The 25,917-nt window shown below is 49.5% G+C and carries 26 protein-coding genes and 1 other RNA gene; 9 read left to right on the forward strand and 18 right to left on the reverse strand.

The features are described 5' to 3' along the window. Positions 1 to 7: 7 nt before the first annotated feature. Entirely contained in the window at positions 8 to 913 is a 906-nt protein-coding gene (locus tag HMPREF9439_RS01030) for a LysR family transcriptional regulator (RefSeq protein ID WP_008863374.1), read from the reverse strand. A gap of 99 nt (positions 914 to 1,012) precedes the next feature. Between HMPREF9439_RS01030 and HMPREF9439_RS01035 the strand changes: the two genes are divergently transcribed. From HMPREF9439_RS01035 to HMPREF9439_RS01045, 3 genes are all read left to right on the forward strand, one after another. Next, entirely contained in the window at positions 1,013 to 2,062 is a 1,050-nt protein-coding gene (locus HMPREF9439_RS01035; RefSeq protein ID WP_244862363.1) for an alpha/beta hydrolase, read from the forward strand. Positions 2,063 to 2,218: 156 nt separating this feature from the next. Next, positions 2,219 to 2,611, forward strand: coding sequence for a Fur family transcriptional regulator (locus HMPREF9439_RS01040; RefSeq protein ID WP_040603346.1), 393 nt, complete (start codon positions 2,219 to 2,221; stop codon positions 2,609 to 2,611). A 41-nt stretch (positions 2,612 to 2,652) separates the two neighbouring features. Beyond that, positions 2,653 to 3,216: a 6-pyruvoyl trahydropterin synthase family protein gene (locus HMPREF9439_RS01045; RefSeq protein ID WP_008810840.1), complete on the forward strand. Its 564-nt coding sequence runs from the start codon at positions 2,653 to 2,655 to the stop codon at positions 3,214 to 3,216. A 98-nt stretch (positions 3,217 to 3,314) separates the two neighbouring features. Here the strand turns inward: HMPREF9439_RS01045 and HMPREF9439_RS01050 are convergent, their stop codons facing one another. After that, entirely contained in the window at positions 3,315 to 3,959 is a 645-nt protein-coding gene (locus tag HMPREF9439_RS01050; protein WP_008810839.1) for an RlmE family RNA methyltransferase, read from the reverse strand. Between the two features lie 38 nt (positions 3,960 to 3,997). Between HMPREF9439_RS01050 and yhbY the strand changes: the two genes are divergently transcribed. Next, complete coding sequence (yhbY, locus tag HMPREF9439_RS01055; RefSeq protein WP_008863378.1) at positions 3,998 to 4,537, forward strand: ribosome assembly RNA-binding protein YhbY; 540 nt, start codon at positions 3,998 to 4,000, stop codon at positions 4,535 to 4,537. 21 nt (positions 4,538 to 4,558) lie between these two features. On the opposite strand, the gene greA is transcribed toward yhbY, so the two are convergent. From greA to HMPREF9439_RS01085, 6 genes are all read right to left on the reverse strand, one after another. Continuing rightward, positions 4,559 to 5,032, reverse strand: a complete 474-nt coding sequence (greA, locus tag HMPREF9439_RS01060; RefSeq protein ID WP_008810837.1) for a transcription elongation factor GreA — start codon at positions 5,030 to 5,032, stop codon at positions 4,559 to 4,561. Positions 5,033 to 5,176: 144 nt separating this feature from the next. After that, a complete protein-coding gene (locus tag HMPREF9439_RS01065) occupies positions 5,177 to 6,181 on the reverse strand; it encodes an ornithine carbamoyltransferase (protein ID WP_008863379.1) in 1,005 nt (334 codons plus the stop codon). A 54-nt stretch (positions 6,182 to 6,235) separates the two neighbouring features. Then, complete coding sequence (gene carB / locus HMPREF9439_RS01070) at positions 6,236 to 9,460, reverse strand: carbamoyl-phosphate synthase large subunit (RefSeq protein ID WP_008810835.1); 3,225 nt, start codon at positions 9,458 to 9,460, stop codon at positions 6,236 to 6,238. Between the two features lie 6 nt (positions 9,461 to 9,466). Beyond that, positions 9,467 to 10,069, reverse strand: a complete 603-nt coding sequence (gene gmhA / locus HMPREF9439_RS01075; protein WP_008863380.1) for a D-sedoheptulose 7-phosphate isomerase — start codon at positions 10,067 to 10,069, stop codon at positions 9,467 to 9,469. Next, positions 10,066 to 11,256 (reverse strand): glutamine-hydrolyzing carbamoyl-phosphate synthase small subunit, encoded by a 1,191-nt coding sequence (gene carA, locus HMPREF9439_RS01080; protein ID WP_008863381.1) that lies wholly within the window; start codon positions 11,254 to 11,256, stop codon positions 10,066 to 10,068. The genes gmhA and carA overlap by 4 nt, the downstream gene beginning before the upstream one ends. 431 nt (positions 11,257 to 11,687) lie before the next feature. Further along, positions 11,688 to 12,281 (reverse strand): autotransporter outer membrane beta-barrel domain-containing protein, encoded by a 594-nt coding sequence (locus tag HMPREF9439_RS01085; RefSeq protein ID WP_341459695.1) that lies wholly within the window; start codon positions 12,279 to 12,281, stop codon positions 11,688 to 11,690. A 65-nt stretch (positions 12,282 to 12,346) separates the two neighbouring features. Between HMPREF9439_RS01085 and tal the strand changes: the two genes are divergently transcribed. From tal to HMPREF9439_RS01105, 4 genes are all read left to right on the forward strand, one after another. Continuing rightward, positions 12,347 to 13,315 (forward strand): transaldolase, encoded by a 969-nt coding sequence (gene tal, locus HMPREF9439_RS01090; RefSeq protein ID WP_008863384.1) that lies wholly within the window; start codon positions 12,347 to 12,349, stop codon positions 13,313 to 13,315. Positions 13,316 to 13,346: 31 nt separating this feature from the next. Then, positions 13,347 to 13,991 carry a guanylate kinase gene (gene gmk, locus HMPREF9439_RS01095; RefSeq protein WP_008863385.1) on the forward strand — a complete coding sequence of 215 codons (645 nt, stop codon included), beginning with the start codon at positions 13,347 to 13,349 and terminating at the stop codon, positions 13,989 to 13,991. Between the two features lie 18 nt (positions 13,992 to 14,009). Further along, a complete protein-coding gene (gene rpoZ / locus HMPREF9439_RS01100; RefSeq protein ID WP_008810829.1) occupies positions 14,010 to 14,210 on the forward strand; it encodes a DNA-directed RNA polymerase subunit omega in 201 nt (66 codons plus the stop codon). 110 nt (positions 14,211 to 14,320) lie between these two features. Further along, complete coding sequence (locus HMPREF9439_RS01105; RefSeq protein ID WP_008863386.1) at positions 14,321 to 16,621, forward strand: RelA/SpoT family protein; 2,301 nt, start codon at positions 14,321 to 14,323, stop codon at positions 16,619 to 16,621. Between the two features lie 87 nt (positions 16,622 to 16,708). Here HMPREF9439_RS01105 and ansB read toward each other — a convergent pair whose 3' ends face one another. The 10 genes from ansB to ffs all read right to left on the reverse strand — a co-directional run bounded on the left by ansB (position 16,709) and on the right by ffs (position 25,212). Then, a complete protein-coding gene (gene ansB / locus HMPREF9439_RS01110; protein ID WP_008810825.1) occupies positions 16,709 to 17,752 on the reverse strand; it encodes an L-asparaginase 2 in 1,044 nt (347 codons plus the stop codon). A gap of 423 nt (positions 17,753 to 18,175) precedes the next feature. Continuing rightward, positions 18,176 to 19,012: an ABC transporter permease gene (locus tag HMPREF9439_RS01115; protein ID WP_008810824.1), complete on the reverse strand. Its 837-nt coding sequence runs from the start codon at positions 19,010 to 19,012 to the stop codon at positions 18,176 to 18,178. Position 19,013: 1 nt separating this feature from the next. Further along, entirely contained in the window at positions 19,014 to 19,823 is an 810-nt protein-coding gene (locus HMPREF9439_RS01120) for an ABC transporter ATP-binding protein (protein ID WP_008810823.1), read from the reverse strand. Between the two features lie 72 nt (positions 19,824 to 19,895). After that, positions 19,896 to 20,939: an ABC transporter substrate-binding protein gene (locus HMPREF9439_RS01125; RefSeq protein ID WP_008810822.1), complete on the reverse strand. Its 1,044-nt coding sequence runs from the start codon at positions 20,937 to 20,939 to the stop codon at positions 19,896 to 19,898. 92 nt (positions 20,940 to 21,031) lie between these two features. Continuing rightward, the gene (locus tag HMPREF9439_RS13535) at positions 21,032 to 21,160 is read right to left on the reverse strand and encodes a hypothetical protein (protein WP_008863388.1); all 129 of its coding nucleotides are present in this window, start codon (positions 21,158 to 21,160) and stop codon (positions 21,032 to 21,034) included. Between the two features lie 125 nt (positions 21,161 to 21,285). Further along, positions 21,286 to 21,897, reverse strand: a complete 612-nt coding sequence (gene recR, locus HMPREF9439_RS01130; RefSeq protein WP_008810821.1) for a recombination mediator RecR — start codon at positions 21,895 to 21,897, stop codon at positions 21,286 to 21,288. A gap of 4 nt (positions 21,898 to 21,901) precedes the next feature. After that, a complete protein-coding gene (locus tag HMPREF9439_RS01135) occupies positions 21,902 to 22,210 on the reverse strand; it encodes a YbaB/EbfC family nucleoid-associated protein (protein ID WP_204901988.1) in 309 nt (102 codons plus the stop codon). Between the two features lie 35 nt (positions 22,211 to 22,245). Then, positions 22,246 to 24,327, reverse strand: a complete 2,082-nt coding sequence (gene dnaX / locus HMPREF9439_RS01140) for a DNA polymerase III subunit gamma/tau (protein WP_008863389.1) — start codon at positions 24,325 to 24,327, stop codon at positions 22,246 to 22,248. Positions 24,328 to 24,585: 258 nt separating this feature from the next. Further along, positions 24,586 to 25,095: a GNAT family N-acetyltransferase gene (locus tag HMPREF9439_RS01145; RefSeq protein WP_008810818.1), complete on the reverse strand. Its 510-nt coding sequence runs from the start codon at positions 25,093 to 25,095 to the stop codon at positions 24,586 to 24,588. A gap of 21 nt (positions 25,096 to 25,116) precedes the next feature. Next, positions 25,117 to 25,212, reverse strand: an RNA gene (gene ffs, locus HMPREF9439_RS12855) — signal recognition particle sRNA small type. Positions 25,213 to 25,332: 120 nt separating this feature from the next. Between ffs and HMPREF9439_RS01150 the strand changes: the two genes are divergently transcribed. Continuing rightward, complete coding sequence (locus tag HMPREF9439_RS01150) at positions 25,333 to 25,578, forward strand: hypothetical protein (protein ID WP_008810817.1); 246 nt, start codon at positions 25,333 to 25,335, stop codon at positions 25,576 to 25,578. Positions 25,579 to 25,917 lie beyond the last annotated feature (339 nt).

The following is a 25,917-nucleotide window of genomic DNA, read 5'->3' on the forward strand; positions in this document are numbered from 1 at the left end:
CTTCGGCTTAATTGTTTTGAGCTGCTTCTGCGCTCAATGCGTAGTCTTTCAAATATTCATGGAAGGCTTGCGCCGCGCGGGAGAGCACTTTTTCCTTCTTTCTGATGAGATAGGTAGCAGAATGAAGTTTGGGCGCTAAGGGCTTAATCATTAAGGGGCCGTTTGGATCCAGGTCAATTAAGTTATCAAAAGAGATCATCAGACCGAGGCCCTCTTCAACCATGAGTTTCGGCGTGTTGATCAGCGTGAAATACGCCACCACATTTAGCTCTTCAAGACTGCGCCCAAGCCAAGACTTCAAAAAGCCGGCACCTCGGGTTTGTGCTGACAATATCAGCGGACGATCTCGAAGCATCTGAGGTGTAACGAATGGCTCTTCTGCGAGCGGATCGTCTTTGCGCAGATAGACGCACCAATCTTCTTTCCAGGGCAAGCGGGTGTATTCGTATTTCGAGACGTCAAAAGGATCAAACACAATTCCGAGGTCGGAGAGACCGACATTCAACTGATAGGCCACATTAGCGCTGTTGCCGCTCGTCACTGAGAACTCAACCTTCGGATGTATAGCTTTAAAAAGCGACATCGCCCGAATGACATTGCGCATGCCTTCAGACTCACCGGCAGCGATCCGCACTTCCCCGCTCAGCTCACTACCCTTTGAATCTACAAATTCGGCCTTGGTCTTGTCCACCAAAGACAAGATTTCTTCCGCCCGCATTCTGAGAAGTTCGCCTTCCTCAGTGATTTCCACTCCGCGGGCCGTGCGAACAAACAACTGCGCGTTCAACTCTTCTTCCAAGGCCTTAAGCGCCCGAGAGATGTTCGGCTGAGTCAGATGCAGGGATTCCGCGGCCTTTTGAACGCCGTTGTTTTCTGCGACAGCAAGGAAGAAACGAAGACTTCTCAAATTCATATACTAAAAAAGCATATCTTAGTTGTTAAATAAGTATTTGATATGTTAAAACAAAGCTTCTATTCTGTCCCTACTCGTTTTCAACGTCAGTCGAAAATCATGCAAAGAAGATCTTTCATTATCGGAGCTGCAACACTTACCGCTTTAACCGTTGCGGGGCCTGTACGCTCCTCGGAGGGAAAAACAAAGATGAACAATTTAGAGAAATGGGACAAAACGTTCCCGCAGGACGACAGGGTCGAACATAAAAAAGTATCTTTTTATACCCGCTTCGGCACGAGATTAATCGGTAACCTATACTGCCCCAAAGGCGTGTCGGGCGACCTGCCGGCTATCGCTGTTTGCGGCCCGTTCGGAGCAGTCAAGGAACAGGCTTCGGGACTTTATGCGCAGACATTGGCCGCAAACGGCTTCGTGACTTTAGCTTTTGATCCGTCCTTTACCGGGGAAAGCTCCGGCTTCCCCCGCAATCTAGCTTCTCCTGACATCAGTACGGAAGATTTCTCCGCAGCTGTCGATTATCTGTCGAACCTCAAGGGCGTCGACCACAACAAGATCGGGGTGCTCGGCATCTGCGGATTCGGCGGTTTTGCATTGAACGCCGCTGCAATCGACACCCGCATCAAAGCTACCGTCACCTCCACTATGTACGACATGAGCCGTGTGAACACCTATGGCTATTTCGACAAGATGGATAAAAATGCTCGCTATGCATTGAAGCAGGAATTGAATGCCCAGCGTACCGAAGACACCAAAGACGGAACCTACGCACCCGGCGCAGGTCTGCCTGATAAACTTACCGGCGATGAACCTCAGTTCGTAAAAGATTACTGGGAGTATTACAAGACACCGAGAGGCTTCCATCCGAGGTCCATCAACTCCAACGGACACTGGAACAAGACTTCGGCGCTCTCCTTCATCAATACACCGCTGCTGACTTTCGCTGACGAAATTAGAAGTCCGGTGCTGATGATCCACGGAGAAAAAGCCCACTCTCTGTATTTCAGCAAAGACGCTTTCAAGAAGCTCACCGGCGACAACAAAACACTCATGATTATTCCGGCAGCCAATCACACGGATCTCTACGACAACATAAAATATATTCCTATGAGGGAAATCGTTGCGTTCTACAAAAAGAGTTTTTCTTAAAACAAACGCTTCTTGATTCGCCTTTCGAGGGCGGCCTATTGGCCGCCCTTCTGTTTTTATTAGAAATAAATTATTACAATACGCAAAAGTCTTTTTATTGATACTTTGTCCTAATTAGGATAGTATATCAATCAAGATTTAATGTTATTAAAGGCAATGACTAATTCTCGTAACACGATTCAGAGACAACTGGTATTAAGCGCAGTAAGGCAGCTGCAGAACCATCCGACTGCTGACGAGGTTTATCAGGAAGTTCAAAAAAACTGCCCGACCATCAGCCGTGCAACTGTTTACAGAAACTTAAAACTGTTAGCAGAAGAAGGAGAAATTCGACTTCGCAACATCTCAGGTTCTCCTGAACGTTACGACCATATTTGCAGCAATCACTATCACCTGAGGTGCGAGCAATGCGGCAAGGTAATGGATGTAGAAATGCCTTACATGGCATCTCTAGATGAGGAAGTCAGAAAAAGAAATAAATATCTGATAAAGAGTCATGACCTCACATTTGTCGGGCTCTGTCCCGAGTGCGCCAAGAAAAAACATTAAACCGAATTGAAATTGATACCGTCCTCACTAAGGAGAAAAGTATGAGAAGCATCACGTCTTTTGATTTGCAGTACGCACATCGTTTTCTTAATTTTCAAGGAGAAGCCCAGTATTTACACGGACATACCGGTGTTTTAACCATCGAAGTTGAAGACACGATCGAACCCGGGGTCAATATGGTCTTTCCTTGCAACGAAATTCGAAAGACTGCTTGGGAAGTTTTGAAGAACTTCGACCACGCTCTGATTCTTAGAGAGGATGATCCTTTGCTTCCCGCTATCCTTGCCGTCTACGATGCACAAGGCATTCGAAACGGAGCTCCCTCCAACAGAATGAAGGGTGCTCCAGTTAAGACAGACCTCATTACCTGTTATCCCGATTGCCGTCTTGTCGTTACAAAGGAAACGCTCACCACGGAAGGAATGATCAAGATCGCTTACGATCTGCTGAAAGACAAACTCAACATTGCCAAAATCACTTTCACGAGCGGTGTAAATGCAGCTTCTCAGGAATATAAACCTCAAGGAACTGTGGACCGCTGTCCTCTCTGCGGTATCGCGTTAGATGAGAACGGCGTATGCCCGAAGTGCGGTTACCGCAAATAGGACGATAACCTTTTGACAAGTAGCCTCTCCCAAGGGGTTAAAAAAATCTCAGCAGGGTTTCTCTCAGAAGGAAAACCTGCTGTTTCTCTTGCAGCCGGTTATTTCAAATCACGCGCAACAATATACACTTCTGCCGAAGAACTTCTGGAGGCCTCGGGCTTTCGCACGGAAACCTTTCTAAAAGTTTTTTTGCAAGCTTCAACGTACTGAGAATAGCCGCTCCCCTGAAACACCTTGCAAACAAAAGAACCGTTCTTCTTGAGGTTCTCTTTAGCGAAATCCAAGGCCAGTTCATTCAAGAGCAGGCAGCGGGCAGCGTCGGCCGCGGCAACACCGGACAAGTTCGGGGCCATATCGGAGAGAACGACGTCGACCTTCTCCCCTTCCAAGAGATCGGTTAGCTTGTCTGCGACTTCCTGCTCTCGGAAGTCGCCCTGCAGGAAATGGACACCTTCAATCGGCTCCATCGGCAGGATATCCATGGCGATAACTTTACCGTCGATTTTCCCGTCCTTATCGGTCAGACGCTCTTTAACAATTTGGGTCCAGGACCCGGGCGCAGCGCCTAAATCGACAACACTCATGCCGGGTTTGATGATTTTATCTTTATCATCAATCTCCATGAGCTTGTAAACCGAACGGGCTCGGTAACCTTCCTGAACACTTTTCTTAACAAAAGGATCGGTCAGGTGACGCTTAATCCACGCAGGATTAGAGCGAAGTTTCTTTTCAGATACCGGCATAGGCTTACACTTTCAAAAAATCAAATAAGGAGTTAATAATGTCACAATTAGTGCTCGATCGTAACGCTCGCCTCTTACTTCAGGCAAAAGCACATCACCTTGATCCGGTGGTTCTGCTCGGCGGAAACGGTCTTACAGAAGCCGTGATTAAGGAAGTGGACCGCGCCTTAACCGCTCACGGCTTGATCAAGGTCAAAGTCCCGAGCGACGACAGAGAAGAACGCACGGCCATTTTTGAAGAGCTGGCTGACAAACTCGGCGCCGCCAAGATTACCCAAATCGGAAAACTTTTAGTCTTGTTCCGTCCGATTCCTGAAAAAGAAGAAACCGAAGAAACCCCGAAGGTTAAGAAAGCTGCTCCGGCAGCCGCTCGCAAGACCGGCGCCAAAGCACGCAACAACCGCAAGCGCCTCACGGAAATGATTCAGAACAAGAACAAGGAAGCTAAGAGCCTTCCCTGGGCTAAAACCGTGAAGAAAGGCAAGACACCGAAGGGCCAAGTAAAAGCAGTGGGAGCCAAAGGCAAAACCCTGGGCTCCCGCTTAGCCAGCAAGAATAAAGGCATCTCCGAAGAGTAACTGCCTTTATCGATGCATCAATTAGATGTATTGGACCGAAATAATTTCGTATTCCGACAGGCCCCCCGGGGCCTGTACTTCCACCTCGTCCCCTTCCGACTTGCCGATTAAGGCACGAGCCATCGGGCTAGCCACGGAAATACGACCGAGTTTAGTGTCGCTTTCATCGTTGCCCACAATCTGAACCGTTTGACGATTGCCTGTCTCAACATCTTCAATCGTCACAGTGGCGCTGAACACAACTTTGCCGTTATCCGGAAGTGTGGACGGATCAATCACCTGGAACTGAGCAATTTTGCTCTCGAGCTCTAAAATTCGGCCTTCAATAAAGGCCTGAGACTCTCTGGCTGCATCATATTCGGCATTTTCAGAAAGGTCTCCCTTTTCACGTGCTTCGGCAATTGCCTGAACAACCGCAGGTCTATCCTGCGTTTTCAAACGCTGAAGCTCGTCTTTCAACATCTTTGCCCCGCGGGCAGTAATAGGTATAGGCATTTTCTAAAAATCTAAAGGCGGTCGTTGACCGCCTGTTTATTAACGAATGCGCTAATCATAGCGCATTCAGTTATGAGGTTTCTCTCATTGCTCCTGATGCGGGCCGAACTCCCGCTTTCTCCCAAGCAACGTTTCTTCCGTCGTTTATGCCAAAGAGGAAACTAAGACTGCCTTAATTGTATGAAGGCGGTTTCCGGCCTGCTGGAACACAATAGAAGCAGGAGACTCAAATACTTCTTCAGTCACCTCCACACCGCCCGCGAGTTCCGGGTGAGCCTTGATAACCGCTTCTCCGACCTTTGTCTCCGTGTTATGGTAGGCAGGCAGACAGTGCATAAATTTCACGTTCGGATTGCCGGAAGCTTCCATCAGTTTTTTATTGACTTGATAGGGCAGAAGCGCTTCGATACGTTCATCCCAAACTTCCTTTGGTTCTCCCATAGAGACCCAAATATCCGTATGGATGAAGTCCACCCCTTTTACCGCTGCTTCGGGATCTTCAGTAATCGTGATCCTTGCGCCCGAAGCCTTGGCGAATTCTCGGCACATGTCAATCAATTCCTGAGAGGGCCAATAAGCCTTTGGTGCTCCGATACGAACATCCATGCCCATTTTTGCGCCGACAAGTAGCAGAGAATTACCGGTGTTAAAGCGAGCATCTCCGAGATAAGCAAAAGAGATGTCTTTCCAGCGCTTTCCGCTGGCCTCTTTCATGGTAAGCAAGTCGCAGAGCATCTGGGTCGGATGCCATTCATCGGTCAGTCCGTTAAAAACAGGAACGCCCGCATACTCGGCGAGCTCTTCAACCGTTTCCTGCTTGAAGCCGCGAAATTCGATTGCGTCATACATGGAGCCCAAAACGCGAGCGGAGTCTTTAATACTTTCCTTATGACCAATCTGTGAAACAGCAGGATCAAAGAAAGTCGTATGTGCACCCTGATCATAGGCAGCCACTTCAAAGGCAGAACGAGTACGTGTAGAAGTTTTTTCAAAAATCAGCGCAATGCTTTTTCCGCGAAGCTGAGGACGTTCCGTACCTGCTCTTTTGGCCTTCTTAAGATCTTCGGCCAATGAAACCAAGTAATCAATCTCTTCGGGTGTGTGGTTCACAAGACTCAGTAAGGAACGATTTTTCAGATTAAAGGGCATATTTACTCCCGGTTAATTGCGCCTTCTTGAAAGAAAGCGCTCATAAGAATGAAATTAGTGCTGAAGGTGTTTGTGCAGCTCTTGCTGCGCATAAACCTCGGTATCCTGCATATGACGAATTCCTTCAATCACTGCCAAGGCATTTGCCATAGCCGTGTAGAAAGTCACGTGGTTAGCCAATGAGGCAATTCGAATGGCGGAAGCATCTGCGATTTCAGAGCGGCTTTCGGCTGCGACTGCAATCACCAATTGGATAGTGCCGTTTTTCAATTCGTCCACAATATTCGGGCGCCCCTCGGAAACCTTGTTCACCACATCGCATCGGTAGCCGGCTTCGCGGATGACTTTGGCCGTGCCGCGAGTAGCAACGAGCTGATAGCCTGCTTCCGTGAAGTTCTTAGCGAGCTGCGGCAGACGAGGCTTGTCTTCTTCCTTGACGGAAATAAAGACGCGCCCGGACTTAGGAATCGCAGAATCGGCACCTAATTGGCTCTTAAAGAGAGCTTCGCCGAAGCTGCGGCCGACACCCATGACTTCGCCGGTGGAACGCATTTCCGGTCCGAGAACCGGGTCAACGCCTAAGAACTTGGCAAACGGGAAGACGGCTTCCTTAACGCTGTAGTGGTCGAGTTCAACTTCTACCGGCTGCTTCTGCTCTTCCAGACTCTGGCCGACCATACAGCGGGCGGCGATCTTAGCGAGCTGCTGTCCGGTGGACTTGGAAACAAACGGAACGGTTCTGGAAGCGCGCGGATTGACTTCGAGCACGAAGATTTCCGGATGATCGGAGAAGGCGTGCTGAATCGCAAACTGAACGTTCATCAGACCGACAACGTTTAAGGCGCGAGCCATTTCGCGGGTCTGGCGCTTAACTTCTTCGACCAGGGCCGGATCAAGAGAATACGGAGGAATCGAGCAAGCGGAGTCACCGGAGTGAACGCCAGCCTGTTCGATATGCTGCATCACGCCGCCGATTCTGACTTCTTTACCGTCAGAGACGGCATCGACGTCCATTTCAACGGCGTCATCCAAGAAGCGATCCAGAAGAACCGGAGAATCGAAAGAAACTTTAATGGCTTCGCGCATGTAGCGTTCGAGTTCGCTTCTGTCGTGCACGATATCCATGGCGCGACCGCCAAGCACGTAGCTCGGACGAACAACTAGCGGATAACCGATTTCGTCAGCCAAACGAATGGCCTCTTCTTCGGTGCGAGCGGTTCTGTTAGGGGGCTGATGAAGTCCGAGATTCTGCAGCAAGTGCTGGAAGCGTTCACGGTCTTCGGCAGCGTCAATGGAATCCGGAGACGTACCGATAATGTTGACACCGTTGGCTTCCAGGGCGCGAGCGAGTTTAAGCGGTGTTTGGCCGCCATACTGAACAATGACGCCTTCGGGTTTTTCGACATCGATGATTTCGAGCACGTCTTCGAGCGTGACCGGTTCAAAGTACAGCCTGTCGCTCGTGTCGTAGTCGGTGGACACCGTTTCCGGGTTGCAGTTGACCATGATGGTTTCATAACCGTCTTCGCGGAGCGCCATAGAGGCATGAACGCAGCAATAATCAAACTCGATACCCTGACCGATACGGTTGGGGCCACCGCCCAGAATCATGATCTTGCGGCGATCAGAAGGATTAACTTCAGATTCTTCCTCGTAGGTCGAATACATGTAAGCGGTATCCGTCGGGAATTCGCCTGCGCAGGTATCCACGCGTTTGTAGACCGGACGAATTCCGAGTTCGTGACGACGAGCACGAACCTGGTCTTCCTTGACCTTCAGAAGCTTAGCAATGCGACGATCGGAGAAGCCTTTCTTCTTGAGGAAAAGCATTTCTTCCTTAGAGAGCTCAGGCAGGCTGTATTCCTTGAGACGGTTCTCAATATCGACAAGCTCTTTAACCTGAACCAAGAACCAAGGATCAATCCTGGTGGCGCGATGAGCTTCTTTGACGGTGTAGCCCAAACGGAAAGCGTCGGCCAAGTACCAAAGACGGTCGGGGCCCGGTTCACTGATCTCGTGGTGGATCGTAGCGCGATCAGTCGAGATTTCGTTTAAGCCGTCTTTACCGGTTTCCAAACCGCGAAGTGCTTTCTGAAGTGCTTCCTGAAAGGTACGGCCAATGGCCATCACTTCGCCAACTGACTTCATCTGTGTGGTCAGGCGCTTATCGGCTTTGGGGAATTTCTCGAAAGCAAAGCGCGGTGTCTTGACCACAACATAGTCGATGGTCGGTTCGAAAGATGCTGGAGTACGGCCGCCCGTGATTTCGTTTTTGAGTTCGTCGAGCGTATAGCCCACGGCCAGCTTGGCTGCTACTTTGGCGATCGGGAAGCCCGTTGCCTTAGAGGCCAGAGCGGAAGAGCGGGAAACACGCGGGTTCATCTCAATGACGACGAGACGACCGTCTTTCGGGTTCACAGCGAACTGAACGTTGGAGCCGCCGGTGTCGACACCGATCTCTCGCAGAATGGCGATAGAGGCGTCACGCATGATCTGATATTCCTTATCAGTCAGCGTCTGAGCCGGCGCCACGGTGATGGAGTCGCCGGTGTGGACACCCATAGGGTCGAAGTTTTCGATGGAGCAAACGATGATGCAGTTGTCTTTGCTGTCGCGGACAACTTCCATTTCGTATTCTTTCCAGCCGAGCAAGGACTCTTCAATCAAGAGTTCGTGTGTCGGGGAGAGTTCAAGGCCGCGGGTACAAATCTGGATGAATTCTTCCATGTTGTACGCAATACCGCCGCCGGAGCCGCCGAGCGTAAAACTCGGCCGAATAATTGCCGGGAAGCCGATCTTAGCCTGGACTTTTAAAGCGTCGTCTAAAGAGTAAGCAATACCGGAGCGAGCGCTGCTCAGTCCGATCTTGTCCATTGCTTCTTTGAATTTCAGACGGTCTTCGGCTTTTTCAATCGCTTCGGGAGAAGCGCCGATCAGCTCGATATTGTATTTTTCGAGCACGCCGCTCTTTGCGAGTTCCATGGCGCAGTTAAGCGCCGTCTGGCCGCCCATAGTCGGGAGGATGGCATCCGGTCTTTCTTTTGCAATAATGCGTTCGACCACTTCTTTGGTGATCGGTTCAATATAAGTTACGTCCGCAGTCTGCGGGTCGGTCATGATGGTCGCCGGATTGCTGTTAACCAAAATAACCTTATAGCCTTCCTCACGGAGAGCTTTACAGGCCTGTGCACCGGAGTAATCGAACTCACAGGCTTGTCCGATGACAATCGGACCGGCTCCGATAATCAGAACCGATTTAATGTCAGTGCGCTTAGGCATGATTTCTTATTCCTTGGATGGATTGGGTTCAGCCATACCAGCTTCGATTAACTCGATGAGGATGTGAATGACTTTGATGTGCAGTTCCTGAACGCGGTCGGCAAAACGACCGGCAGGCGTGATGATGACCACATCCGCAAGTTCGCAAATCGGAGTATTCGGTTTGCCGGTGAGAGCAACGACTTTTATTCCTTTCGCTTTCGCCGCTTGAGCTGCTTTGACGACGTTTTTACTCGTTCCGCTCGTTGTAATACCGAGCAGAACGTCTCCTTCTCTGCCTATGCCTTCTACAAAACGAGAAAAGACATCTTCGTATCCATAATCGTTAGAAACGCAGGACATATGAGAGGGATCTGCCAGTGACATTGCCGCATAAGCGGGACGATCTTGTCTGAAACGACCGGAGAGTTCTTCGGCAAAATGCATTGCGTCGCACAAAGAGCCTCCGTTGCCGCAGGACATAACCTTACCGCCCTGCTGCATGGAGGCAACCATGAGGTCGGCCGCTTTGACTACTTTTCCAAGCATTTCTTCATTGGAAAGCAGGTTCTCTAAACCGCTGCGGGCCTCTTGGAGCGCTGCTCTAACTGTCTGAACTTTATCTGTCATAAAGACTCTTTGTACTTCTGAATATTTGCAATGAAACGGTCAAACAGCGGCTGAATGTCGTGCGGACCGGGGCTGGCTTCCGGATGTCCCTGGAAGCAGAAAACCGGAGCGTCCTTTAATTCGAAGCCCTGGAGAGAACCGTCAAACAAGGACTTGTGCGTGACCTGTACGTTCTCAGGAAGACTCGCTTCGTCCACCATAAAGCCGTGATTCTGGCTCGTGATGTAAACACGTTTCGTTGCTAAATCGACCACAGGGTGGTTGGCACCATGATGACCGAATTTCATCTTGAGGGTCTTTCCGCCGACGGCCAAACCCAGAATCTGATGACCTAAACAAATGCCGAAGAGCGGAATCTTGGCAGCAATCGCTTTCTGCGCAACCTCAATTGCGTAGTCACAGGGCTCAGGGTCTCCGGGACCGTTAGAAAGAAAGATGCCGTCCGGATGCAGCGCCATAGCTTCTTCAAAAGTCGTACGAGCCGGCACTACATGAACATGAATACCGCGGTCAGCCATTAAACGAAGGATGTTTTCTTTTACGCCGAAATCCCAAGCGACCACGCTGTAGGGATAGTCTTCGGGTTGGAAGGACCCCGGGCGCCCTAGACCGTTGTCCATGCGCCAAGTACCTTCGCCCCATTCGTAGCGGTAAGTCGTGCTGACTTTAGAAGCCAGTTCCTGGCCAACCATTCGAGGTGCTTCTGCTGCCGTTTTGGCAGCAACCGCAATTTCATTATCTGTGAGTTTGCCCTCAGCAGCAGCCACGATGCAGCCGGTTTGTGCGCCGGTCGTACGAAGGATTCGAGTGAGACGTCGGGTATCCACTTCAGCGATAGCCACGATACCGTTTTGTTTGAGATATTCCGTCAGACTTCGCTGGCCTCGCCAATTGGAGACCACCGGAGACTCGCTGCGGATCACGAGGCCTGCAACGTGAACATCGGAAGATTCCACATCGTCTTGGTTTACGCCGACATTACCGATGTGTGGATAAGTAAGAGTAACGATTTGTCCTGTATAGGAAGGATCCGTGAGGATCTCTTGATAGCCCGTCATTGCCGTATTAAAAACGACTTCGCCCACGGCCATGCCGGAAACGCCGATAGACCGGCCTTTAAAAACAGCTCCGTCCGCAAGCACTAATGCTGCTTCAGGTCGGGCGTCATTAATTAGATGATTATGCACTATGACTCCGTATCGCCATCGAGACGCCGTTTCGGTCCCGATCGCAGTTAGAAAAAAGCTCGATTCAAGTTGTGTTTGAGACCGAGCGAAATTGATTATATCAACGGGTATTTGGCGGACTTGAAAGATGAAATACTGTTTTTAGCTATAGAGGAAAGTTCTTAGACGGCGATTATTTAAGTTTGTTTTTAGGAGAGTTTTCTATAATTTCTGAGACAGTTTGAAAGGTCAAAAAATTAAGCCGGAACAATCATCATTCCGGCCTTTGAACCCAAACCCGAGGAAATTTGCCGTCAAGACCTCCAGTTGAGGGCTTTGAGGCAGTTTGAAATGCGGGTTCTAATTACTACAAATTTTTGCTTTTCAATTTTGTCTTGAAACTTTGGCACACTCGGCGGAATGCCGAGTGTGTTAGAGCCGAGAGGCAATAGCTAGAACTTACATCTCAGCCCAAGCATCACTTCGATTTCCTTCGTGTAATGCTTGCCGTTTTCCCGTTCGAGCTGACCATAAAGGCTGACCTTCTTGTTCGGATTCGCTTCGAAGCCAAGACCATAATAGCCGCTTGTTCCCTTCAGTTCATCCTTAAATTGAACCGAATTGGCATACAACTTCTGCTTGCCTGCAAACTGTTGTTTGACGCCGCCCTTTACAAAGACCTGAGCCTTGGTGTTGCCTTCAGCATCTTTGAAGTCTTTACCGGCGACGAGGCCCAAGCGGCCAACCCAGCTGTTGAAGTCACCTTGTTCGACTTTCATACCGTTGGACATAGAGAAGTCTTTACCCTTGATCCAGTAGTAAGCCAACTGAGCCTGGGGCTCGACGAAGAAGTCCTTAGTCAAACCGAACTTCTTGCCGACTTCGGCAGATAAACCGAGACCGAAGTTATTGACCTTACCGCTTACACCTCTTCCATCCAACATTGAAGTTGTGATCTTCTGTTGGTAGAGGTCGAAGGGGCAACGGTATCGGTGTAAATGCCACGGCAGAGCTGAAATTCTTCTTTTCTCCCGAATGTGAACAATCTATTCGCTTTTTACAGATATTCGGGTTTTACAATAGAAAAATTTGACCCAAGTTATAAAAAGACATGACTCAGCTTGATCAATTAGCTTCCCTGACGACCATTGTGGCTGATACTGGGGATATCGCGTCTATCGCAAAAATCCAACCACAAGACGCAACAACCAATCCTTCTCTTATCCTGAAAGCTTCCAAAGATCCTGCCTATCGGGCTTTCTTAACGGAAGCAGTTGAAAATTCCGTTTCCTTAGAAGACGCCGCTGATCGCGTTCTTGTGAACTTCGGCGCAGAGATCCTTAAATACGTCAAAGGCCGTGTATCTACCGAAGTCGACGCTCGCCTGTCCTTTGATGTTGAAAAGACAATCGTCAAAGCTCGCCGTTTAATCGAGCTCTATCAAGAAAAAGGCATTGATAAAGAACGTGTCTTGATTAAGATCGCTGCAACATGGGAAGGCGTCCAAGCCGCTCGCGTACTGGAAAAAGAAGGTATCCACTGCAACCTGACGCTTATCTTCTCCGTTGCTCAGGCAGAAATCGCTGCCAATGCCGGTGTCACTTTGATCTCGCCTTTCGTCGGCAGAATCTACGACTGGTTCAAGAAAAAAGCCGGCGCCGATTGGAATGAAGAAGCAAACGCCGGAGAAAACGACCCTGGCGTTCAGTCTGTGAGAAAAATCTTCGAGCGCCTCAAAGGTTTGGGCGCCAAAACTCAGATCATGGGCGCTAGTTTCCGCAACAAAGGCCAGATCGTGGCGCTTGCCGGCTGCGACCTGCTAACCATTTCTCCTAAACTGATCGAAGAGCTCTCAAACTCCGAAGAGAAATTCGAAAAAAAACTCGACGTTGCTAAGGTGAGCCCAATTCGTGCTGAACCTTTAACGGAAGCTCAATGGAGATTCGCAATGTGCGAAGACGAAATGGCATCTTATAAATTAGACGAAGGCATCAGAGCATTTGTTAAAGATACGCTCACACTCAAGGAGACACTGCGACAAATGCGTACTGAGACAGGTAAGATTTGGCCGCAGGATTAATTGCAAAATCTATTTTTAAAAGAGTCTTTCAATGACAAACCAATCTTTTAAACCGAGAAATGCAGGCTCGCTCTTTTTGGTCTCCGCCCCGAGCGGCGCCGGAAAATCTTCGCTGGTCAATGCACTCCTTGCAAAAATTCCGGGTATCGCACTCTCCATTTCTACGACGACCCGCGCCCCTCGTCCGGGTGAAGTTAACGGACGCGAATATCATTTCACAACGGTCGAGGAGTTTCTCGCCGCCCGCGAAAGAGGTGAGTTTTTAGAATCTGCAGAAGTTCATGGAAATTTCTACGGCACTTCCAAAAAGTGGATTGAGGACACAATGGCCAAAGGAGGCGACGTCCTTCTTGAAATTGACTGGCAGGGAGCCCGTCAGGTGAGAGAACATTTCCCCGAAGCTGTAAGCATTTTTATCCTGCCTCCTTCTATCCAAGCCTTGGAAGACAGGCTTCATAAGCGCGGACAGGATTCCGAACAGACCATTACGAGACGTCTTTTGGGCGCCGGCGCCGAAATGGCTCATGCAAGTGAATTTGACTTCGTTATAATTAATTCAGTTTTTGAAAATGCGCTCGATGAATTCTGCGCAATCGTGACCGCAAGCCGTCTCCGTTTTGATAAACAGGCGGCTCGTTGTCGTGATATTTTTATTCAGCTCGGAATCCCGAACTGAATTTGATAGGTTAGATCAATGGCACGTATTACAGTTGAAGATTGTTTAAAAAAGATCCCGAACCGTTTCCAGATGGTTCTCGTAGCATCTGTCCGCGCTCGTCAGCTTTCTCAGGGTCATACTCCTAAGATTGAGTGTAAGGATAAGGCGACTGTTGCCGCACTCCGTGAAATTGCTGAGGGCGTCACAGGCTTAGAAATGCTCAACGGTATAAGATAATAGAAGTTATCTGCACAGTCGGGGTTCGGCTCGCAGCCGAACCCCGTTTTGTTTTTTGGTGAAGCGCAGAAGAAAACACGAAAAATAAAACCTCAGCTAGGAGAGCAACCATGGCCCCGAATACCGCAACTGCAGGAAAAAGCTACGCACAAAAAGCCGCAGACTTGTTCATGACAGCCGTCGGCATGAAATCGGCGACTAAACCGGAGCCCAAGGAGGATGCCTTCGCAGAGGAAAAACTCAACCCTGTCGCGTCTGCCAATCTGCTTGCCGAACGTTGCCGTCAATACCTCTCTAATAGCGACGTTCAGAAAATTCGTGAAGCATTCCGATATGCTGACCAAGCGCATTTAGGTCAATTCCGTAATTCCGGTGCTCCCTACATTACTCATCCGATCGCAGTTGCAGAAATCCTTGCCTCCTGGCACATGGATGCCGAAACCATTGAGGCCGGTCTCATGCACGATGTCTTAGAAGACACGGGCATTACCAAGATCGAAATGAGCGAAAAATTCGGAGTGAAAGTTGCTGAGCTTGTCGACGGCGTCTCAAAGCTGGACAAGCTCAAATTTTCTTCGAATGAAGAGGCTCAGGCGGAAAGCTTTCACAAGATGCTGCTCGCGATGTCCCGCGATGTTCGTGTCATCCTAATTAAGCTTGCCGACCGTCTTCATAACATGCGCACATTGGGCGCGGTTAAGCAGCATAAAAAATTCCGTATTGCTAAAGAGACCATGGATATCTACGCTCCGATTGCGAGCCGCCTTGGTCTCTTTTCTGTTTATAGAGAGCTCTCCGACATGAGCTTCTCTTACATGTACCCGATTCGCTATCGTGTTCTTGAAAAGAAAGTAGCTGAATCCCGTATGCGCAAAAAGAACGCTCTGGATCAGATTTATCACGAAACGTCGGATCGTCTGGCTGCTCGTAAAATCCGCGGCGACGTACAAGGTAAAAACAAATCCCTTTGGCGCATCTACTCCAAAATGAAGGAACGCAAGATCCGCTTTAGCGAAGTGCTGGACGTGCACAGCTTCCGCGTTTTAGTTCCGACAAGGGACGACTGCTACCGCGCCTTAGGCGTGATTCATGAACTCTATAAACCAGTTCCGGGACGTTTCAAAGATTTCGTTGCGATCCCGAAGGCTAACGGTTACCAGAGCCTGCATACCACCGTCATCGGACCTGGCGGTCTCATGGTCGAATTCCAGATTCGCACGGAAGAAATGCATCACATCTGTGAAGACGGTATTACAGCGCACTGGCTTTACCGCGACCGCAACACGTCCGACCAGCTGCAGCGCAATACGATGGACTGGCTCAACGGGTTGCTGGAAATTCAAAAGCAGAGCGGAACATCCTTGGAATTCATGGAAAATATCAAAGTCGATATTTTCCCCGATCGAGTTTACGTCTTCTCTCCGCGAGGCAGAATTATCCAGCTGCCTAAAGGGTCAACAGCAGTTGATTTCGCTTATCAAATTCATACTGACCTCGGCAATTGCACAATCGGCTGTGAAATTAATGGCGAAACGGCGCCCCTTACTCGTGAACTCAAGAACGGCGAAATGATTAACATCATCAAGGGCGACAAACCCACGCCTAATCCTTCTTGGCTCTCCAGTGTTCGAACCGGTAAGGCAAGAGCTGAAATCCGCCAATATATGCGCTCCCTTTCTGAAGAAGGCAAAATCGAACTGGGATCCAAACTCTTGGAGAGATCTTCCAAGTCTCATCACTTACCCTATTCAAAAGTCACCAATGAGGATTGGACCCGCGTCTGCAAGGCGAACGGTTTCACAGATAAGAATGCTTTGCTTGATGCAATCGGCTCGGGACAGAAGGACTCCCTCCTGCTTCTTCATCAATTGACCGCCCCCTACACATTGAAAGGGAACGAAACAGCGACTACTGTCCAACAGAGCCAAGAACCTGTCTTAGCACTCAAAGGCCAAATCTGCAAGCTTGCGCCCTGCTGCACACCGGCAATGGATGATGTCATCATCGGACATTACATCGCCGGTACCAATACCCTTCATGTTCATCGCAAGGACTGCAGTCACGTTCAGCGTGGAATGAGGACCGACCCTGAAAATTGGCGCGATCTGCAATGGAACAGCCAATATAAAGGCGGCTATCCGGTTAAGTTAGACATTGAATTGACCAATACCCATGCCACGCTTGAAAGATTGACCAGCATGATTGCTCAGCAGCATTCGAGCGTCACGGGCTTTGCCATGAGCCAGCAAAACAGCGTGGATAAGGTCGAGCTCACAATCTTAGTGGGCGACACGAAACATCTGCAGAAGATCATCAACGCCATTCGTACGATTGATACCGTTCGACTCGTCAGCCGTCATTTAGAAAGTACGCCGGCGATGAAGCCCGTTGACGTCGAAATCGACGAATAGTTTCCTTACGGTTTCAACGACAAAACCCGAGCAATTGCCCGGGTTTTGCCGTCTCTGAAAAGGCTATCGCCTTCTTAACCTATCGGTTTAGTACTGATCGAAGATCTTCTGGATTTCTTTCGGATCCTTAGTCTGAGTCAGGGCCAGCATCAAAAGAACGCGAGCTTTCTGAGGATTCAGAGAACCGGACGAAACAAAACCGTACTTAGCGTCATCGACTTCCGCGTCTTTGGTTGTAGAACCGGTCGGCACACGAGAGGAGCGAACGATCGCAATGCCGTCTTTAGCTGCCCTCTCGATGATCGGGAATGTTGACTTATGAAGGTTGCCGTTGCCAACGCCGGCGGTGACGATACCGTCGTATTTGGCATCAACTAAGGCTTGAGCCTGAATTCCTTCAACACCTGCGTGCTGATAGACCACACCGACCTTCGGCAGCTTGTCTAAACCGTCGACCTTGAACTGAGTCTGAGTCGTGTGTTTGGTCACTGGTGTTGCATCCCACAGAACCTTGCCGTTATGGATCGTTGCCAGCTGACCAGCGTTCGGGCTCTGGAAAGTTTCAACGCCTGTTGTGTTTGTCTTCGTGACGTCACGTGCACCGAGAACACGGTCATTCATCACAACCATAACACCTTTGCCGGCAGCGGAAGGATCACCGGCGACAGCAACGGCATTGTAGAGGTTAGCAGGACCGTCAGCAGAAAGTGCATTCGACGGGCGCATAGCACCTACCAGAACGATCGGTTTGTTGCACTTAGCCGTGAGGTTCAGGAAGTAAGCGGTTTCTTCCATCGTGTCGGTCCCGTGTGTAATCACAAAACCGTCTTTCTTGCCGCACTCAGCATTGATCTTCTTAGCAAGCGTCAGCCAAACAGCATCGCTCATATCCTGAGAGCCAATCTGTGCAACTTGATCGCTAGTGACATTGGCGATGTTTGCAAGTTCAGGGACTGCCTGCACTAATTTGTCGACACCGACCTTGGCAGCAGAGTAATTGGTTTTATCAGACGCCGCGGATTGTCCGGCAATCGTACCGCCAGTCGCGTAAACAGCAACGTTCGGCAGAGCGGCAAAAGCGGCACCGCATACTGCGGCAAGAACAGTTCCTAAAACAGCCTTACGAATCATTCTTCTCCTCCTCGAATTAAGAAAGCAAACATCACAAAGTGGTCTTGATGCTTGCTTTTGAATGATTCGGAGATTCTATTAACCACGTTTCTAACTAAAAATCGCTTGTTTGTGGTCATTGACTTTTCAGAAACTCAATTTATTTGCACCTAAATTTCTAACTATCCTTATAAATCAATCAACTATCTAATTTATTAAAACTTTATCTTCACCCAAACATTGAAAACTCATTTATTAATTGTCGTGGTTTCCACTAATGAATACGGATGATGGGTAACATGAATTTTCTATGCCGTAAATTTCGACTCGCAAGAGATTGTTGCTCATGAAGAACAGACTCAAGAAAATTGTTTCAAATCTTTTCTTTCCGGCGACAGCTACAAAAATGGGCGCCGAAGCACCCAATAGTCAGAAATTTTGGTTTTAAAGCTTTTCGCTCCTGCCGCCCTTCGGCTGCCACTTCATGAAATGGTGTTCAGCCAGAGACACCATCCAGTCCAGGACCAGTGCAAACGCAGTCAGAACCAAAATACCGGCCATAACCGTGTTGATATCAAACGTACTTTCAGCCTGCAGAATCAGGTAACCGACACCGCTTGCGGAACCTAAGTATTCGCCGACGACCGCACCGACGAAGGCCATACCGACGGAAGAATGCAGCGAAGAAAACACCCAGCTCATCGCGCTCGGAAGATAAACAAATCGGAGCAGCTGAGTTTTATTGGCGCCGAGCATGCGAGCACTCGCCAGCACATTCGGGCTAACCTCTCGAACGCCTTGATAGACGTTGAAGAACACGATGAAAAAGACCAGCGTGATACCGAGGGCAACTTTAGAGCCGATGCCAAGACCGAACCAAACACCGAAAATCGGAGCCAGGATCACGCGAGGCATGGAGTTCAAACCCTTGATATAAGGATCTGCAATCGCCGCAGCTGTCGGAGCAAGTGCGAGCCAAAGGCCGACGAGAAGACCGGCAGCAGTACCAAAAATAAACGCAAGAACAGTTTCCGTCAGCGTAACGGCAAGGTTGGGATAGATTTCTAAGTTAACAGCAAACCAGTCCCAAATAACCTTTCCGATCTGAACCGGTTCACCGAAAAAGAAGGCGGCCTGGTTCTCATCCTGAAACATGAACGGAGGAATGAGGCCGGGCTTCGTCATCAGCCACCAGAATAAGAAAATTGCAACGAGCAGAAGGAGCTGGCAGGTGACTAACTTGGTTTTTGACTGAAGAATAGGTGTGCTTCCTTTTTTCATTTTATTTCACCCGATTTCTCTGGTTCTCATAGCCCTTGAGCACCTCTTCGCGAAGGTCGGCCCAAATGGCGTTGTGCAGTTCAATGAAGCGCGGTGTGACACGGACTTCGGCCACGTCACGCGGACGAGCGATGTCGATATAGAACTCACCGATCGGATGAGAACCCGGGCCGGCGGAGAAAACCACCACGCGGTCGGAAATCGAAATAGCTTCGTCTAAGTCGTGCGTAATAAAGAGCACGGCCTTTTTCTTCTGCGACCACAGAGCCAGCACTTCGTTTTCCATCAGCTGGCGGGTCTGAATATCCAAAGCGGAGAACGGCTCGTCCATCAGAATGATATCCGGATCCATGATCAGCGTCTGAGCCAGAGCAACACGCTTTCTCATACCGCCGGAGAGTTCATGCGGATAACGGTCTTCAAAACCGCTCAAACCCACGCGCGAGAGCCAATGACGGGCTTGTTCATGGCGTTCTTTCTCAGGAACGCCCTTAAACTGCAGACCTGCAGAAACGTTATCAATAGCCGTTCTCCAGGGCATCAATGCCTCGGCCTGGAACATGTAGCCGGCTCGCTTATTTAAACCGACAAGCTCCTCTCCGAAAACCTTGACGGTTCCTTTTGACGGCGTTAAAAGTCCCGCTGCCATATTAAGTACGGTCGATTTACCGCATCCTGTCGGACCGACGACGCTGACAAACTCACCGTCTCCGATTGTTAAATTCACATCTCTAACGGCCGTGTAGTGTTTATTGTCATCGCTGACAAAACTGCACGTCACATCGTCAAATTCCACTGCTGGCTGATTCATCTTGAATGCTGTGTATTCGTTGTTATTCGGTTTCTCTTGGGCGGAGCGCCTAGGCTCCGCCTCTTATTTTATTTATTTAGCCGGATATTTCTTTAAGGCTTCATCAACAAATTTATTGGTATAAACCTTGGTTAAATCAATCTTGGCAGGGTCGATCTTATCGTTCACGGTCTGAAGGGCGCCTAGAGAAATCTTGGCGCAGCCGTCCGGGAAGCGTCCGTCCGGAGACAGAGCGTCACGGTTGCCTTCGAAACCGGCAAGATAAATGTCACGGTTGCCCATTAAGTAGGAAGCCGGAACAACCTTGGCAACTTCTTCCGGAGTGGCCTTGGAGAGCCATTCGTCAGCACGGACGATGGCGTTGGTCAGAGCCTGAACAGTCTGGGGATTCTTTTCGATGAAAGAAACCGGTGCGTAGAGGCAGCCGGCAGGCATCGTGCCGCCGAAGAAGCTTTCGGATTCTTTAACTTTACGGGTGTCGGCAACGAGCTTGGCGTCACCGTTCTTCAGAAGAATCGTGATAACCGGATCAAGGTTAATTAAGGCATCAATCTGGCCGCTTCTGATGGCAGAAACTGCGCCGGAAGAAGAACCGACACCGATGAAAGCAACGTCCTTAGGTCCGAGGCCGCCCTTCTTGAGGATGAAGTTGGCAACCATCTGAGAAGAAGAGCCCGGAGCGGTTACACCGACTTTCTTGCCCTTCAGATCGCTCAGCTGTTTGTAGTCTTTCATTGTCTTGTTGGAGACAACGAGAGCCAGCTGAGGCGCACGGCCCTGCAGAACAAAGGCGGTCATGGGCTGCTTTTTAGCCTGCATGGAGATGGTATGTTCAAAGGCTCCGGAGACAACGTCTGCACTGCCGCCCACAACTGCTTGAAGCGAACGGGAGCCGCCCTGGAAGTCAACAATCTTGACATTCAGACCTTCGTCTTTGAAGTAGCCGAGCTGTTCAGCGATAGAAAGAGGCAGATAGTAGTAAAGACTCTTACCGCCCACGGCAATCGTCACGTCTTTCTTTTCCGGTGCTTGCTGAGCAAAGGACATCGGCCCGAAAGTCATAGCTGCAGCAGCACAGGCAGCTGCGATGACGGTACGGCGTGTGAATTTATTCATTTTTATTCCCCAATAATAAAAAAGGCCCGCTTGGCGGACCGTCTTTGAACTACGAATTTAGTTGATAAGAAACGATATATACAAAAACAGTCCTAGCCGACATTAAGGCGCAATCGCAGCAAGCCCAAAGCCAAGCTAAGACCGTTAAGAGAAAGGACGCAAACAGCCGCAAACCCCGGGATTGCCGGAGTGTTGTTTCGGTTGCCTGTTGTATTCGTCACTTTTCTTCCGTTTGTAAAATTGAGTTACAGATAAAGAATACCGCCTAAATCTCGTTTGTGCGGAAATCTAACTAAGTAATAACACTTAGAAGAAAAATTTTTGCTCGAATCGAAAAGAAAGCGTTTTAGTCGCTTTCACGAACACGTCTATTGAGCATTGCCTGCGCCACGGTGTTGACATCCGTGTATTCAATTTCGGCTCCGGCAGGAACGCCTCTTGCAATGCGCGTGAGTTTTAATTGGGGATAGTGTTTGGAGAGAAGTTCCGAGACGGCAAAGGCAGTGGCCTCTCCTTCTGCGGTGAAAGAAGTTGCAATGATAACTTCTTTGACTTCGGGTTCACCGGCTCGTTCCAACAGCTTGTCCAAGCCGATTTCGTGGGGTCCGACGCCGTTTAACGGGGACAGGCGTCCCATCAGAATAAAGTAGCGGCCGTGATAAGAAAGGCTCTGCTCAATCACCATCAAATCAGCAACGCTCTCAACAATACAAAGCAGAGAGTCATCGCGGTTATGAGAAGAGCAGTAGCTGCACAGCTCGCCGTCGGTCAGATTGTTGCAGCGGGCACAGCGATGCACCGTCTTAGTGGCCTTTAAGAGGGCCTCTCCGAGACGGTTCGCATCACTTCTGTCGCCGTTTAGCAGCTGATAAGCAATGCGCTGAGCAGCTCTCGGACCGACTCCGGGAAGCTTCTTCAGCGCATCTATCAGTTCGGCAATTGCTCCGATTTGTTCCATTGAATTAGAACGGGAGTTTCATACCACCGGTTGCCTTGCTGATCTTGGCATTGGTTTCGGCTTCGACCTTCTTGGAAGCATCGTTGATTGCCGTCAGAAGGAGGTCTTCGAGCATTTCGCGGTCAGCATCGGCACCGACAAGGCTGTCGTCGATCATGACGCGGCGGCAGACGTTCTTGCAGGTCATCGTAACTTTAACCATACCGTTGCCGGCTTCACCGGTGACTTCAATAGTTTCGAGCTCTTTCTGGGCTTTCTGAATGTTCATCTGCATCATCTGAGCCTGTTTCATCATCTGGCCCATCTGACCCATTCCGCCAAATCCTTTCATTTTGATTCCTCTTAAATTTAAATTGTTCTAACTTTGCCTTCTTTATCTAAAAGGTCCAAGTCTTCTGCCTTCGGCTCGACGTTAAAGACCTTCATGAAAGAAAGAATTCTTTTGTCTTTCTTCAGCTCGGAGAGCTTTTTCTGCTTTTCTGCTAAAAATCTCTGAGCGTAAAGCGTACGAAGATTCTGGTATTTCGAGGGTGCCGTCGTCACTGTGACGAGGACATCGCTCCCAAGAACCTTCTTTAGTTCGGCCGCAAGTTTAGCAACCATATCGTGCGCTGTCAGTTTTTCCAAATCCACGGTGAGCTTCATATTCTGACCGTCGAAACTCTCCAGCTCGGCGCTGGTCACTAACGGCTGAGACGCCGGATCCAAATGAATCTTTTCTGCGGCTTCAAGCCACGCGTTCATCTGAACGGGTTCAGCGGGAATATATTCCTTCTGCTTTTCCTGAGGAGCGGGCGGGAGCACGGAGACCCCGGCTTCTTCTGAATATTCTTCGGGCCAAGCCGGAGGCGCCATCCAATCGAGGTCATCGGGGGGGACGCTGTCAGTCTCCGGAACCCACGGCGCATCGTCATCCGGCATGTCGATCGAAGGGATAGCAGGAGCGGCTGCTATTTCCGGAGGAAAAGGCTCAGCTTCCGGCGCCTTCGGCTGAGGGTTGACTTCTTTTGCCGCCGGAGCCGCTGCTGCCGGTTTTGACTTTTCGGCCGCTTTCTTCTTTAAGTTGGGAACTGCGGACTCCGAACCTTGAGGAACGAAGACGGGTTTGCCTGTCGCAATACTGTGATCCCAGGGAATGCCTTCCAGCTCCTGTGTGGATAAAACCGGTTTTGCAGAAGCCGCCGGAGCTTCAGGAGCTTTCGGCTGAGTATCTACTGACTGAGCTTTTTGCTGCGCCGGCAGCTCAGTCTTAGCCGGCTCAGTTTTTGGGAGGGCTGGTGCCTCTTCTTTATGCGTTACAGCAGCAGGCAGGCTTTTCGGCATCTTTCCTTCTAAAGGAGCAAACGCCAGCATGCGCAGAAGCGCCATTGTGAAACCTGCATACTCATCGGGTGCCAGCGCCATATCGTTGCGTCCATGAATCGCAATCTGATAAAAGAGCTGGACTTCGTCCGGAGAAAACACGCTCGCCAATTGACGGAGTTCGGGCGCGTCAGGTTCTTCATCGGTCAGAATTTCCGGCAGCTGCTGCGCCATCGCAATGCGGTGCAGCAGAACGGCCAAATCCTTCATCGCCTGCGTATAAGACAAGCTGCGGGCACCGATTTCGTCGGCCACCTTCATGATCTCTTTCGGCTCATGGTTGGCCAAGGCGCCGAGCAAACGAATCAGTGTCGTCGAGTCAATCGTACCGAGCATCTCGCGCACTGACTCCAATGTAACATTACCTGCACTGTAGGCGATTGCCTGGTCCAGGAGGGAAAGTCCGTCGCGCATGGAGCCTCTCGCTCCCGAAGCAAGCATTCTAAGAGCCGGCTTCTCAAAAGAAATTTGTTCTTTCTCTAGAAGCTCTGCCATATGGGAGGAAATAAGCTGAGGAGACAAACTCTTCAGATTGAACTGCAAACAACGAGAAAGAACCGTAACCGGCACCTTTTGAGGATCCGTTGTGGCCAAAATAAATTTGACGTATTCGGGCGGTTCCTCCAAAGTCTTAAGCATGGCGTTAAATGCCGCGGAAGTCAGCTGGTGAACTTCGTCGATCATGTAGACCTTAAAGCGGGCATTCGTCGGAACATATTTGGCTCTTTCCAAAAGCGAAACCATGTCGTCAATACCGCGGGTCGAAGCCGCGTCCATTTCGATGTAATCTACGAAACGATCTTCATCAATCGCGCGACAAGCCTCGCACACTCCGCAAGGCTCTGCTGTGATGCCGCCTTTCCCGTCCGGCCCGACACAGTTTAGGCATTTAGCAAGAATTCTGGAGATTGTGGTTTTTCCAACTCCTCGCGTGCCGGTAAAAAGATAGGCGTGGTGCAGCCGATTTTCCGTCAGAGCATGCGTCAGAGCTCGAACAACGTGATCCTGTCCGAGCAAAGAAGAAAAATCATGAGGCCGCCACTTGCGTGCCAAAACTTGGTATGACATTAGGCTATTCCGAAATATGTTGTTCAGCCGATTATGCGGAGAGCTGTTCTCCCGTTATCGAGCTTTTAAGCATGAGGATAATCCTATCTCAATTCTGCTCGGATTGTCCTATTCGTCATCGAGTTAGGAAATACTTCTTTACGTCAAAGAAGTCGGCCAAACACTCTCCGATTCATCCGGACCTTTGAGCTAAGCCGTAAGAGGCTGTAGATATAATACAGGGCGCCGCTATGGGCGCCCTTCTACTTTTTAAACTCTTTATTTTGCAAGTGCTTTTTGAGCAAATTGCTCAAGTTTTTCACCGGTCAGACGGCAAATACGCCATTCCTGCATAACAGTAGCGCCGATGCTTTCATAGAAATCAATTGCCGGCTGATTCCAATCCAGAACAGACCACTCAAATCGGCCGCATCCGTCAGCCACAGCTTTGGCCGCCAAATAATTCATCATCTTCTTGCCGATGCCGCGGTGTCTGTATTCAGGAAGTACAAAAATATCTTCTAAGTAGAGACCCTTGCGCGCAAGGAAGGTAGAGAAGTTATAGAAATAAAGCGCAAAGCTTACCGGTTTTTCTGTTCCGTTTTTTCCCGTCAGCCAGCCAACTACGGCATAACATTCGGGTTTGTCTCCGAAAAGGCATTTTTCAAGGAGTTCGGGAGTGACCTGACACTGGTCGTCAAGTTTTTCGTAATGGGCCAATCCGCGGATAAGTTCGGCAATAACCGGGCAATCTTGAGGACGAGCATTGCGAATATTGAAGTTATCCATTTGAGCACCTTATTGAAAAGGAAAGGCGAACCACACCTCGGCACTGCTAGTTTCGCTATGGCTGCTTCGTTCCCGACCTGACCAGATTCACGACATTCACATGCGAGGGGGCTCGCCGGCTACGAATTATATATGAATTTGAATTCTGCGCCAGCAAAGAAAATGAAACTGAAATAGAGAGCCTTTTTCACGATTCAGAGTGGTAAGATGAACTAACTATAAGAAAAGGAGGAGAAAATGATTAGATTCAGCGTTCCATTCATCGCCCTTATGCTCGCGTTCTCCGGCACGGCCAATGCTAAATTTATTGGTCGTTGGGATCCTGCCGCCTACGCCCAGGGTAAATTTGAAATTCAAAAAACAGCCTTTGTTCAGAAAGAACCTGTTGTTGAAAAAATTCAGATTGAAAGCAAACACATTCTTGTGAAAGTCGATTACACAGGAAAGATTTTCCGAAAAGGGTATGCGTTTGCTAAAAATTAACCTTGTCCAATAGTCAAACGAGCGTCGCTCCGGAAAGTAGTTTCTGCGCGGCGCTTTTTAGTTCTGCTTATTTGGATCGTTTTCAAAACTCCGGCCTGCACCCGCTTAGCTTTTCCTTCCTTGTCCGCTCAACGTTCTAAGAAGTTTTCACACATTGTTAATATCTAACGTTGCACACACACGCCCTCAAGGTTGCTTCAAATGTGTATAGTTACAAAAATCCAGCATGAGTTTCACCTTTTTGGGGTTGTTAGTTAAGCCCTGAAAGCTCTCGGTGATAGTATCCCATCATCCGTTGGAGCCGATTTCGGTTCCAGGGAATCAATAATTGGAGGTAAT

It is taken from the genome of Parasutterella excrementihominis YIT 11859 (assembly GCF_000205025.1).
In the GTDB taxonomy this organism is placed as follows: Bacteria; Pseudomonadota; Gammaproteobacteria; order Burkholderiales; family Burkholderiaceae_F; genus Parasutterella; species Parasutterella excrementihominis.